The sequence below is a fragment of the Marinomonas sp. UCMA 3892 genome (assembly GCF_012726345.1).
Taxonomy (GTDB): domain Bacteria; phylum Pseudomonadota; class Gammaproteobacteria; order Pseudomonadales; family Marinomonadaceae; genus Marinomonas.
This window is the reverse complement of record NZ_PTXN01000002.1, coordinates 493,505-506,032: the sequence shown is the minus strand read 5'-3', so window position 1 is coordinate 506,032 and position 12,528 is coordinate 493,505. Positions and strand designations below refer to the sequence as shown.

General features: G+C 43.4%; 12 protein-coding genes. 7 read left to right on the top strand and 5 right to left on the bottom strand.

All coding sequences use genetic code 11. The annotated features are described in order from the left end of the window. The first annotated feature begins 54 nt into the window (after positions 1-54). Positions 55-1,002 (top strand): LysR family transcriptional regulator, encoded by a 948-nt coding sequence (locus tag B6N13_RS05170; RefSeq protein WP_169458701.1) that lies wholly within the window; start codon positions 55-57, stop codon positions 1,000-1,002. 101 nt (positions 1,003-1,103) lie between these two features. Here B6N13_RS05170 and B6N13_RS05165 read toward each other — a convergent pair whose 3' ends face one another. Then, positions 1,104-1,682: a hypothetical protein gene (locus B6N13_RS05165; RefSeq protein ID WP_169458700.1), complete on the bottom strand. Its 579-nt coding sequence runs from the start codon at positions 1,680-1,682 to the stop codon at positions 1,104-1,106. 55 nt (positions 1,683-1,737) lie between these two features. After that, positions 1,738-2,148 (bottom strand): VF530 family DNA-binding protein, encoded by a 411-nt coding sequence (locus B6N13_RS05160; RefSeq protein ID WP_169458699.1) that lies wholly within the window; start codon positions 2,146-2,148, stop codon positions 1,738-1,740. Between the two features lie 290 nt (positions 2,149-2,438). Here B6N13_RS05160 and B6N13_RS05155 point away from each other — a divergent pair, with 290 nt between their 5' ends. Genes B6N13_RS05155 through B6N13_RS05145 form a run of 3 tightly spaced genes read left to right on the top strand, consistent with a single transcriptional unit; the run spans position 2,439 to position 5,248 of the window. Then, positions 2,439-3,212, top strand: a complete 774-nt coding sequence (locus B6N13_RS05155) for a cupin domain-containing protein (protein WP_169458698.1) — start codon at positions 2,439-2,441, stop codon at positions 3,210-3,212. 21 nt (positions 3,213-3,233) lie between these two features. Next, on the top strand, positions 3,234-4,229 hold the full coding sequence (locus B6N13_RS05150) for an ornithine cyclodeaminase family protein (RefSeq protein WP_248280228.1): 996 nt from the start codon (positions 3,234-3,236) through the stop codon (positions 4,227-4,229). A 56-nt stretch (positions 4,230-4,285) separates the two neighbouring features. Continuing rightward, positions 4,286-5,248 (top strand): threonine/serine dehydratase, encoded by a 963-nt coding sequence (locus B6N13_RS05145; RefSeq protein WP_169458697.1) that lies wholly within the window; start codon positions 4,286-4,288, stop codon positions 5,246-5,248. 84 nt (positions 5,249-5,332) lie between these two features. Here B6N13_RS05145 and B6N13_RS05140 read toward each other — a convergent pair whose 3' ends face one another. From B6N13_RS05140 to B6N13_RS05130, 3 genes are all read right to left on the bottom strand, one after another. Next, positions 5,333-6,406 carry a tartrate dehydrogenase gene (locus tag B6N13_RS05140; RefSeq protein WP_169458696.1) on the bottom strand — a complete coding sequence of 358 codons (1,074 nt, stop codon included), beginning with the start codon at positions 6,404-6,406 and terminating at the stop codon, positions 5,333-5,335. 67 nt (positions 6,407-6,473) lie between these two features. Next, a complete protein-coding gene (locus tag B6N13_RS05135) occupies positions 6,474-7,337 on the bottom strand; it encodes a GNAT family N-acetyltransferase (RefSeq protein ID WP_169458695.1) in 864 nt (287 codons plus the stop codon). A 299-nt stretch (positions 7,338-7,636) separates the two neighbouring features. Continuing rightward, positions 7,637-8,515 carry a GNAT family N-acetyltransferase gene (locus tag B6N13_RS05130; RefSeq protein ID WP_169458694.1) on the bottom strand — a complete coding sequence of 293 codons (879 nt, stop codon included), beginning with the start codon at positions 8,513-8,515 and terminating at the stop codon, positions 7,637-7,639. Between the two features lie 319 nt (positions 8,516-8,834). Between B6N13_RS05130 and B6N13_RS05125 the strand changes: the two genes are divergently transcribed. The 3 genes from B6N13_RS05125 to B6N13_RS05115 all read left to right on the top strand — a co-directional run bounded on the left by B6N13_RS05125 (position 8,835) and on the right by B6N13_RS05115 (position 12,497). After that, the gene (locus B6N13_RS05125; protein ID WP_169458693.1) at positions 8,835-10,313 is read left to right on the top strand and encodes an aldehyde dehydrogenase family protein; all 1,479 of its coding nucleotides are present in this window, start codon (positions 8,835-8,837) and stop codon (positions 10,311-10,313) included. 213 nt (positions 10,314-10,526) lie between these two features. Then, a complete protein-coding gene (locus B6N13_RS05120) occupies positions 10,527-11,195 on the top strand; it encodes a haloacid dehalogenase type II (RefSeq protein WP_012070757.1) in 669 nt (222 codons plus the stop codon). Between the two features lie 24 nt (positions 11,196-11,219). Next, positions 11,220-12,497, top strand: a complete 1,278-nt coding sequence (locus tag B6N13_RS05115) for an FAD-binding oxidoreductase (protein WP_169458692.1) — start codon at positions 11,220-11,222, stop codon at positions 12,495-12,497. Positions 12,498-12,528: the final 31 nt, after the last annotated feature.

Genomic DNA, 12,528 nt, shown 5'->3' with positions numbered 1-12,528 from the left:
AAAACAAAAATTAATATGGTGTGGTTCAATACTTTTTATATAGCTATCTCGATTATGAACAGCAAACAATTAACCTTTTTTCTAAAAACAGCCGAGTTAAATAGCATTGCGGCGGCGGCAAGAGCATTAGATGTCGCTCAGCCCAGTATCAGTTTGCAGATTGAAAACCTTGAACATGAATTGGGGGCGAATTTATTTGATCGCAGCTTTCGTGGCGTGGTGTTAACTCAAAGCGGACAGATTTTTCGAGCCCATGCGCAATCCATCATGCGTCAAATCGAACAAGCAAAATGCGATGTGCATCAGTTTGAGCATGAGCCATCGGGCGTTTTATCAATTGGCATGACTCAGCCCATTGGCAATATTATTTCCGTGCCGTTATTGGCCTTGGTTGAACAGCGTTATCCTAAGATCACCTTGGATCTACATGCCGGCTTATCTTATAGCTTGTCTAACCAATTGTTGTCAGGAGAAATTGATATGGCTATTTCATCACCTGATGGATCGGACATGAGCCAAATTCGCCAACAAAAACTGTTCCGAGAAAAACTATTTTTGGCGCTGGGTTCTGAGCCTAAAGTGGCTTCCCATAAGGTGTTAAGTGGCGCTAAAAAAATACGATTTTCAGAGCTGGCTCAGCATGAGGTGATTGTTACTGGCCCGCGTGATTCACTGGGTTATGTCTTGGGTCAATATGAAGAGGAGACCGGAGTTAAGTTGTCCCACAAGCCGGCTTTTGGGCAACTCATGACGACACTGCGCTATGTGGCGGATGGCCATGGAATTATGCTGTCACCTAGCTCTGCCTTTTATCATTTATTGCAGACAAATCAGATTCAAGCAATCGACATTGTGGCGCCAACCCTATGGCGTGAAGTGTGTGTCTCCACCGCAATAGAAAGGCCGCAAACGGCTTTAATAAACGCGGTGACTCCTCTCATCAAGGAAGTCACAAAAGCCGAATGGGAGGCCGGACGCTGGCAGGGGGAGTTGCTAGTTTGAAGGCGCTAGTAGCCACTGCTAATTTTCAGAAGGAATTAATTCCAATAAATCGTCAATAATTTGGCCTGCACCATGTTCTTTTAGGTTTGTGTCGCGTTAAATTAAGAGTCTATAGAGCATTTAATGCCCAACTCTTTGCATGATTTAAAGCCACGCTTCTTTAAGTAAGAAATGCTTTTTCGCCATAATCCCTTTTTTTCTTTTTCCGCTCTATTGAGGTTATAAAAGCCAATATCAATTGGGGTTCCAACCATGCCCTTGTATTGCACTGGTCGATTAAGGTCAAAACCATAATCTAACCATTTAATAAATACCCCTGAATCTCTCTCCATCGCGTCAATGATGAAGTTGGTTTCACCACAATCTACATTTACATAGCCTATTTTTACAAAATAGCTTTTATCTAGGCCGTTACTGGAAAGTACCTTATCCATGACCTCGTGTTCTCTTCCATACATATTTATCTGATTGGGTAATGAACAAATCCCTGCCACATCTTGAATATGCATGGTTTTATTTTTATTCATAAAATCTGAGATAGTCAGTAAATCAAGCGTACGCATTGTCTCTAGAGAGGCTTCACCATAATTAGTACGCTCATTATGGGTAGCCTGCTGGGCATGCCCGAGAAAAGGCATCATGGTCAGTAGGATAAAAAGCGTTTTTTTTATACTCAACATAAATCTCTCCAAGGATTGCGAACTTACTATCCAGTTTATCTATTCGCCTTTGCGATCAATCAAACTTACTGTTGCCATATCTTTTTGTCTTGCCATGTTCAGCGGCTTTCTGCGCCTGTTTTTCTCGCACGCGTTCAGCATCTTCCAAACTTAATTCAGCCGGTTCGCGGGGTGTTTGGCCTTCAGGGATAATGCGTTTTCTTGGTGGTAAGGCAAATTGCTCTGATGACACGCGTGGCAGGTTCTTATATTTGTAGAGGTAGAAAACTTCTACTTTCTCCCGCGCCCATTCGGTTTTCTTGAGAAACTTCACACTGGATTCAATACTTGGATTAGTTTTGAAACAGTTGATGTTTAGATAGGCGTAAAGAATCTCAAAACCATAGTGATCAACTATCTGGGTGAGTAGCTCTTGTAATCCCAGACCGTGTAGAGGATTGTTTGTGTAGTTGATCTCGTCGTTCATAAAAGTGTCCGGTAATAAGTCAAAAAGTTTAAAAGCTTAAGAATGCGCCATCATACCTGCGACGGCTTAGACAATATAGCTAAGGGGGGGAATTAAGCCGCGTTTACCTATTTAATTTCAGAGACGGTGACAGGAGTCTTTAGGTTCTTGAGTAGAGAGGGTTTCATCACATTATGCTGTTTAATCTGTTAAAAAAAGCGGATGTGATTGGTCTTGAGTTAGGAAACCGCGATTATCGTTTTCTCTGGATGTTTATACTTTAGTTGGTATTTATTCATCTAGAGGTTTTTATGTCTCAGGCTACTTTTCTAAATTCAATATCAGAGCAATCGTCTCTTGTTGACTTGGGTACTGTTCCTTCGTTTGTTGATCTCAAAGCATTTGCTGAAGAACTGTTTGAGGCAAGTGCGTGTGTTAATAATCTTGATCAGGATCCATTTCTAAGACAGCGAAGAGCGTTGCCTTTACCTGAAGGGCCGGTTGAAATAGGTGTTATTCAGTTATCGCCTGGGAGTGGTGCTGTTACTGAGCTAGTAGCGGATGAGTTTATTTTTACTATAAAAGGAAAGCTATCATTGACTCAAGATGAGCCAATGGTTTTAGGTAAATCATCCAGTTTAGTCTTGTTACATGGTTGTTCTTTTTCATGGCATTGTGAGGAAGCAACGACGTTAATTTATATGCGTTATAACCAAAGTACACCAAGTGATAATAAGATAACCCCTATTAATTTATCCGCTATGCTTGAGCCTTCTGGGACTCCGCTAGCTGAACTGTTGGTGGGGCCTACGCCAAGCTGCCGTAATCACACAGACTATTTGTCCTTTGATAACCAGTTCGTATGTGGCTGCTGGGACTCCACGCCTTATCATCGTCTTGCGATGAAATATAAACACTACGAATTTATGTACTTACTCGAAGGTAGTGTGACATTTATTGATGAATTAGGAAGAAAAGGCACCTTTGTTGAAGGGGATGTGTTTTTAGTTCAACAAGGAGCCCAATGCAGTTGGGAAAGTCTTGAATACGTCAAAAAGGTCTACGCAATTTTTCGACCCGCCTAGTTTGGTATTTAGAAAAAGAGGATGAATATGAAAACGCTATTGCTTAATAAAGAGCAGGTTGGCAAGTTGATTACCATGCCGGAAGTGATTGAAAGGGTAGAGGAAGCTTATAAAGCTTTTAACCTTAGCCAAGTCGTTCAGCCTGATTACATCGGAATACATTTACCATCTCCCCGTGGTGAAATTGATTTTAAGCTTAGTTATTTTAAGCCAGATGAAATGATCTCCATGAAATCCTCATCGGGTGGGTTTGTTAATAACCCTTCAGAGCATGGGCTTCCTACGAATATGGGCAGTATTTTGTTATTTGATGCGAAAACCTGTGCCTTGCTGTGTGTTATGGATGGCAGTTTATTAACGGGCCTTAGAACCGGCGCTTCTGGTGCCGTATCCGTTAAGGTGTTGGCAAGAAAAAATGCCCAGAAGGTGACCTGTATTGGTACGGGAAACCAAGCAAGGATGCAAATTAGAGCCATTAATGAAGTTATGAAAATTGAAGAGATTCATGCGTGGAGCAGGACTGAAGACACGCTGGCTCAGTTCAAAACAGATATGGAAAGTGAACTTGGCATTCCTGTTATTATTTCCCCTTCTAAAAAAGAAGCGGTAGAACACGCGGATATCTTAATTACCACCACGCGAGGCAAAGGAGCGTTGGTGGAAGCTGATTGGATTAAACCGGGCACACATATTATTGCTATTGGCAGTGATCAGCAGGGCAAGCAAGAATTAGATCCCGAGATCTTTCGACACGCCAAAATAGTGAATGATTCCATGGCTCAATGCACCGAAAAAGGCGAAACATGGCATCCGCTCAATCAGAACATTATAACGAAAGAGAATATTCACGCGGAAATTGGTGAAATTTTGTTGGGCACAAAACCTGGAAGAGAAAATGATCAAGAAATTACGATTTTCGATTCCACCGGTATGGCCATACAAGACAACACATCAGCAAGCAAAATTTACCAGAATGCGATTGCACAAGGCATTGGAACGAGCTTCGAGTTTTTTTAGTCGCGTTCTATTTTACCGTTTAAAACTAAGTTTATACGCATTAAGGAGTCAGTAAGATGCGCGATTATCCAACCATTGAGGACATTAGAGAAGCCCAAAAGCGGCTAGAGCCTCATATCAAACACACCCCTCTTTTGCGTGCGGAAAAGATAGAGCTGAACCTTGGTTGCCAACTTTATCTTAAGCCCGAAAACTTGCAGATTACGGGAGCATTCAAAATTCGTGGCGCGCTAAATAAGACGCTTTCTATGTCAAAAGAAGAAATTGCTAATGGCATTATTGCTACGTCATCGGGCAATCATGCGCAAGGTTTGGCTTATGCTGCCAGAATGTTGGGAGTAAAAGCTATATTAGTTCTGCCAGTGACTACGCCTAAAATTAAAATTGAGAACACCAAAGCGCTGGGGGCCGAAGTAGTTCTTTTTGATGGGGACACGGCTGCTCGGTGGAAAAGGGTTTATGAAATTGCCGAAGAAAACCAATATGTCCCAGTTCATGCTTTTGAAGATCCGCTAGTGATGGCGGGGCAGGGCACAATTGGTTGTGAAATACTGGAGGATTTAGAGGATGTGGATACCGTAATTATCCCTATGGGCGGCGGCGGACTTATTTCTGGTATTGCAACGGCCATCAAAGAAATTAACCCGTCCGTGCGTGTTATCGGTGCCGAGCCGGCATTAACCCCAAAGTATTATTACAGCCGAATCAATAAAGAACGAACCACGTTGCCCCTAAAAAATACCATTGCTGATGGGTTAAGAATCAGTGTTCCTGGGCAAAATCCTTATCCTATTATTGAAAAGTACGTTGACGAAATTATCTTGGTGGATGATGAGCATATTATTGCTGGGATGCGTAGCCTTGCTAAAGACGCCAAATTGATTGCTGAGCCAGCCGCTTCCATTGGAGTGGGTGCGCTATTGTCAGGTGCTGTTAAACTTAAACCAGATGAGAAAGTGTGCGTGGTATTGACTGGCGGTAATTGGGATTTAGCCGACCTTGCTGATATATATAAGTAACTAGACTAAAGTCGTTTTACTCCTAAAAAAATGCCTTCTGCCAGTATGATCTGGAGAAGGCACAATGGGAGTGCAATTAGTTGATCAAAGTGTCACCGAATCTATTTCTTCTACAATAGCCTGCCCCAATTCTTGGGTACTCGCACTTCCGCCCATGTCTCGTGTCAGACATTTTTTATTGCGCAATATACTTTCCATTGCACCTAGTAGGGTGTCGTGAATCTCAGGATAACCAAGGTGTTGCATCATCATGGCGCCTGCCCAAATAGTGCCTAGCGGGTTAGCGATGTTTTGTCCTGCGATGTCGGGAGCTGAACCATGTACGGGTTCAAACATAGAAGGGAAGGTTTTTTCTGGGTTAATGTTTGCCGATGGGGCAATGGCAATAGTGCCTGTGCAAGCGGGGCCCAAGTCAGAAAGAATATCACCAAATAAATTGGAACCCACGACCACATCAAAATGTTCCGGCATAAGAACAAAGTTCGCTGTGAGAATGTCGATATGATATTGGTCTACTTTTATTTCTGGGTAATGCTTGGCCATTTTAGTAACACGGTCATCCCAATAGGGCATAGAGTGATAAATACCATTGGATTTTGTGGCTGAGCTAAGGTGTTTTTTCTCTCGGCCTTGGGCTAATTCAAACGCATATTTCAAGATGCGATCAGTGCCATGGCGAGTGAAGATACTTTGCTGGGAAACAATCTCCCGTTCTGTGCCTTCGTATTGAATACCGCCTATGGAGGAATATTCGCCTTCTACATTTTCACGAACAACGTAAAAGTCGATGTCGCCAGGTTGTTTATTGGCTAAGGGGCAAGGAACACCATCAAAGAGGCGGACTGGGCGCAAGTTAACATATTGATCAAATGCGCGTCGTATCGGGAGCAGCAATCCCCATAAAGAGATGTGGTCAGGCACGCCAGGGAAACCGACAGCACCAAGATAGATCGCATCAAACGCTTTGAGCTGTTCAAGACCATCTTCAGGCATCATGCGTCCAGTTTTATGGTAGGTCTCGCATGACCAATCAAAATGTGTCCATTCAAACGTGACGTCACTGTGTCGTCCAGCGGCTTCTAATGCGCGGATACCTTCAGGAATGACTTCGGTTCCAATTCCATCGCCTGCAATAACCGCGATTTTGACTTTTTGCATGTCTTTCTCCACCTGTGTTTTACGGCTAAAGACCTTTGTTTATGATGGTCAAAGGTCTTTAGTGTGTCTAACCTAGCGCTTGGCTTATTAATGCATATTGCTGCACGTTGGCGTTTGTTTGTGGCATTTCACCACGAATCATTCTGACGACAGTGTCTACTTTAGGGAGCCCAATTTCTTCTAACCATGGACTGAGTTGGCTACTTTGTGGAACATCGATTCTTACAAACTCATGGGTATGCTGATTGACTAAGGCTTGGATCATGGCCTTGGCGTCATCTTGAGTAGAGCCAATAACGGGGCCGATGGCATAACCTCGACCAAATTTACGGATAAGGGCAAATCCTGTTATTTCTCCCTGCTGTTCGGTGACGATACCGGTAGCCGATTTTAGAACCTCATTTAAGGCCATTTCTCTTGCTAGGCCGCAAGCGGTTTCTGCAAGTTGAGCAATCGCCTTATGATCCGCTGGCGTCATTGGGCGTTGTTGAGAAGCCTGAGCAGAATCAATAGGGTGACTATCTTTCACTATGGCTTGATGCTGGTAGACATCACCTGAAGGGTGAAAACCATAGCTTTCGTAAAGTGGTTGGCCTGATGGGGTAGCGAATAAAAGGACGTTTTTATGATCCCCAATTTTTGCCAAGATTTGCTTCATAAGCGCTCGGCCAATGCCATTGCCTTGCATATCTGGTGAGACAATAACCATGCCCAGAGAGGCGAATTTCTCTCCATGATCCCAACATAACACTGTGCCAATTGGATGATTGTTATACTCGGCAATAAATCCCGAACCAAGATTATGAACCATTTTCCAATCGTCTTTTCGGTGTGGCCATTTTACTGCTTGAGAAAGTTCAAAAGCGGCATCTATATCTGATTCAGTCAAAGAGCGATAAGAAATTGTGAGGGCGTTTTTAGTCGCTGTCATAGCTGTCTCCTTATAATCTGAAGGACATTTTGGTACCTGATATTGGCAATTACTAGGATGTTCTTGCCATAAAATAAGGTGAAAATGAAATACGGTAGTAAGCGTTGGTTAGGCAGGGAGAATATTATAAATCTGCTGTCAGCATGACTTATGACGGCATATTATTGTGAAGGCGTTTTTTGCCAATAAGGTTTTTTAGGTGATAGGGGCTTGGAACCAAAGATAATAATTGGATTCAATATAATTGCTTTAGAGTTGTCATAACTGCGTCACCATGATCACAAATCAGAATGGCAGGGTTAAGCGAGCGTATGACTAACCAAAGCAAAGCTATGGAACTCACCGTCATTTCGATTGAATTTGGGTTTGCTCATAGAGGTGACAGTATCAAAGTGTGACATACCAGCTTCTAAAATAAATGCGGTAAATAATTCGTCTTGTTCTATGGTATCGATACGTAAAAAAGTCCCTGAATGTTTATTCACATGAGGAGCGATTAGTGCCATGGCATCCTGACAATTCTGAGCAACAACTGGACCTATGACATGACCGCGACCAAATTTTCTGCATAGGGCAAAACCAACGATGTGATCGTTACGCACCAATACAGATCCTTGAGATTGTTGTAAGACAGTTTTTATGATGTTATTTCTATCAATGCCAAAGGCATTTTTATCAAGTTGAAGAATGCTTGCTTCATCATTAGGAGCTAATTCTCGAATACCTTCAGTAACAGCAAGTTTAGAGCTATCAACTGCTTTAGCAATGCCTTGATACTGGAAAACGGGTGCAATGGTTTGAAACTCGAGTGATTGATAAAGGCGGAAGCCTGCTCGGGTAGAGGTAAGCAAAATTTCACGATTGTCACATTGAGCCATAATATGGTTCATGATCCAGCGTCCACCACCTAATGCTTGCAGGCGGGGGGAGGTAATGACCATGCCGATTGTTGCGTACTTGTCACCGATTGGGAACCACATTCCAGAGGCGATTATCCTGCCAATGGCGTCACAGCCTACCACTCCTTTACCTAGAGTTAGCAAAAGTTGCCAATCTGAAGGGCGGTGGGGCCACAGCACAGTAGTAGAAAGCTCATGGAGCTTGTCTATGTCATTCGGAGTCATTTCTCGAATGGTGAGTTCGTAAGTTTCTAATCGTTTTGATGTTGCGCTAGGCACGACTGTCACCCCTGTTTATAAAGTGTGCATTACTAATACCTATATTAGTTTGTCATTGCGAACTCTTAAATGCTAGGACGTTCTTGCCAAATAACTTTTCTAACTATCTTCATTGGCTATAAATCTTGATTCAGCATCAATGACTTAATCATCGAGTTACAAAGGCAAATTTGTACTGTCCCCTTACTTTTTAACGGCATAAAACGCTTCTTCTACACACATAGAATAGAAATAAGCCGGAAATTATATGTGTTTAACACTGCCACCTGATTTCTAACGAGCTTACTTAATTCACATGAAGAGAGAAGAAGGTAACTGTATGACATCTTTCAATCCAGCGGATGTGCGACTTCCCTATAGCCACTTTATTGGTGGAAAAGCCATCAATAGTGGTGAAAAAATGGATGTAATCCGACCATCAGATGGTCAAGCTTACGCTTCAGTTTCCATTGCTGATATGGATTTGGTTGACCACGCCGTTGAAAATGCCTGGCAAGCTTTTAAACAAAGTAATTGGGCAACTCAATCTCCTCGAGATAGAGCGAAAGTCATGAAGCGTTGGGCTGATTTAATTGCTGCGGATGTCGCGGTGCTGGCTCCACTTGAAGCAATGGGATCGACACGGCCTATTTCTGCGGCAACGCAATGGGATATTCCTTTTTGTGCCGAAGGTATCCGTTTTTTTGCTGAATATGCTGATAAATGTGGTGGAGAAGTTATTCCAACAGCAAATGGCAGTTTAGGCATGACGATTACTGAGCCATACGGTGTTATTGGTGCGATCGCACCATGGAATTTCCCCTTGGTAATGGCATCCTGGAAAATCGCCCCCGCGATGGCAGCAGGAAATGCCGTAGTATTGAAGCCCTCTGAAATGACACCTTTCAGTGTTGTTCGTTTGGCAGAATTAGCCATAGAAGCAGGCATCCCACCCGGTATTTTTAATGTGGTTCAAGGTGATGGACTAGTGGGCGATGCTATCTGCCGTCATCCTCGTATTTCCAAAGTCACTTTTACTGGATCCACTAAAACGGGCGCTTTGATAATGAAGGCCTGTGCAGAAACTGGAACTAAACCAGTGACCTTGGAGTTAGGTGGTAAAAGCCCACAGCTAGTTTTTGATGATATTAAAAATATCGATAAAGTGGCGCGTCGTATTGCCGGCGCAATTACTACCAATGCAGGCCAGGTATGTGTGGCGGGCTCACGTCTTTTAGTGCAAAAGGGTATTGCAGAGCAATTAGTCTCGCGAATTTCTGAGATTTTTTCCGAAATGGTCTCTGGACCAACTTGGCAGGATAACACCACGCTATCTCCTATTATTTCAGCAAAAGAAGTGGGTCGTATCGACGGTGTAGTGCAAAGAACCGTTCAGCAGGGAGGGGAAGTGTTGGTGGGCGGATGTCCATTGAATAAAGACAATCACTTTTTTTATACCCCCACTATTTTGACCAATGTAAATATGAGCATGGAAGCGGTACGAGATGAAATTTTCGGACCTGTATTGTGTGTAGAAACCTTTGAGACAGAAGACGAGGCTCTCAATCTAGCATCTCACCCATCTTATGGGCTATCGGCAGGTCTTCATACGGCTGATTTAAATCGCGCTATGCGTATGGTGAAAGCATTAGAGGCTGGCACGGTTTGGGTTAATCGCTATGGACGTAGCTGGGATTTTGCTATTCCGACGGGCGGTTTTAAGAGTTCTGGAATAGGCAAAGATCTAGGTCGTTATGCCTATGAAGCGAATCAAAAAACCAAAAGTGTATTGATTGATTTTACGGAAGACGATGAGTGATTTGGGCTTTAGGGTAAAAATTGCCTATTAACGACATCTAGATTCTGGGCGGTAGATTGTGCCGAGGTAAGGGGTCAATACCGCTGAAAATGCGTTACATGAAAACGAAATCAAGCCAAACAGGCTTTGTTTTAATGTTGTAATAATTTCATCAAGTTTTTAATTCAAAAAATTTTAGAAATTTTAACGAATCGCTAAAAAATGGAGAGCCACATGTCTACCTTGAATCCAAAGTACATTACCTTCGATTGCTACGGCACTTTAATTTATTTTCAAATGGGGCCAACGGCACGACGTGTCTTTGAAGACCGTATTGCTCCAGAAGACATGGACCAATTTATAAAAGACTTTTCAGCCTATCGATTGGATGAAGTGTTAGGTGACTGGAAGCCTTACGACCAAGTTGTTTGTAATGCGGTTAAACGTACTTGCAAGCGCTGGGGAATTGAATACCGCGATGATGAAGGAATGATCTTTTACAACGCCGTTCCTACTTGGGGGCCTCATCCAGATGTTCCTGAAGCATTGGCTCGCTTAGCGACTAAATTCAAACTCGTAGGTCTGACCAATGCCATGGATGAGCAAATTCCGCACAATATTGAAAAGTTAGGCGCTCCTTTCCACGCTGTTTATACCGCAGAACAAGTTCAAGCTTACAAACCTAGGTTACAAGGCTTTGAGTATATGTTGGAAAAATTGGGTTGCGGCCCAGAAGATGTTTTGCATGTTTCCTCTAGCCTACGCTACGACCTAATGTCAGCTCATGATATGGGAATCAAGAACAAAGTGTTTGTTAACCGTGGTCATGAGCCATCGACACCTTTCTATGAATATCATGAAGTGTCTGATTTATCTGGCTTAGCGGACTTGTTGGGCGTTTAGTCGAACAGCATCAGAGGGGGCTTCATGAAGTTAGAATCCTATTGGTTAGACACTGTTTCAACTTTCAAGAATGGGGAACAGGGCAACGTATCGGGTCAGTACGATGTGGCGATTGTGGGTGGTGGTTTTACTGGATTATCCGCAGCCATCGCGTTAGCCAAGCAAGGTCTTTCTGTTGTCCTTTTGGAAGGTGGAAAGATGGTTGGCGAAGCATCAGGGCGTAACGGTGGCCAATGTAATGCGGGTCTAGCCCATGACTATGCTTCACTCGCAGAGAAAATCGGTACTGATAAAGCTCGTGCTTTTTATCATTCCTATATAGACGCGGTCGATACGGTTGCGGATTTAGTGAAAGAGGAAGCGATAGACTGCGACTTTACTCGCAATGGCCGTCTTAAGTTGGCGGCTAAGCCAGCACACTACGATAAATTGGCTCGTGCTCATGACCGTCTTGTAGCCGAAGTGGACCCTAATGTTCGTATCTTAACGGCTGGCGAAGTTCGAGGTGAAGTGGGGACTAATCAATTCCATGGTGGCCTCTTACAAACGACCAGTGCGCAAATGCACATGGGCAAGTTTGGCTTAGGTTTGGCAGATGCTGCCGTGAAATACGGTGCAAAACTGTACGAAAATGCCATGGTAACCGGTATTGATCGGCTTTCAGTGGATCGTTACCAAATCACTTCTAATCGCGGCTCGCTTGTTGCTAATAAAGTGTTTCTTGCTACTGGCAGCTCGGCGAAAGGACCCTTTCAATATTTTCGTCGACGTTTGGTGTCTGTTGGCAGCTTTATTGTGGTTACCGAGCCATTAGCTCCTGAATTGTTAGCCCGTCTTTTAGTTGAAAAACGCAGCTATGTGACGACAAAAAACATCGGCAATTACTTTCGTATTACACCTGATAATCGTCTGTTGTTTGGTGGTCGAGCGCGTTTTGCTATGTCTAACCCTAGCTCTGATGAAAAGAGTGGGCATATTTTACGAGCATCGATGGCGGAAGTTTTCCCTGAGCTACGCAATGTTCGTATCGACTATTGCTGGGGGGGATTAGTGGATATGACGGCGGACCGATTACCTAGAGCGGGTCAGCATGAGGGCATGTATTACTCACTAGGCTACAGCGGGCATGGTGTTCAAATGTCGACACACATGGGCAAAGTAATGGCAAAAGTCATTATGGGTGATGAAGCAGCAAATCCTTGGCGAGAACTTGATTGGCCCTCTGTGCCTGGTCATTTTGGCAAGCCATGGTTTCTTCCCTTTGTTGGAGCTTATTACCGCTTTCAAGACTTAATACATTAATTCATGAATGAGAAAACGAGGCGACTTTGAG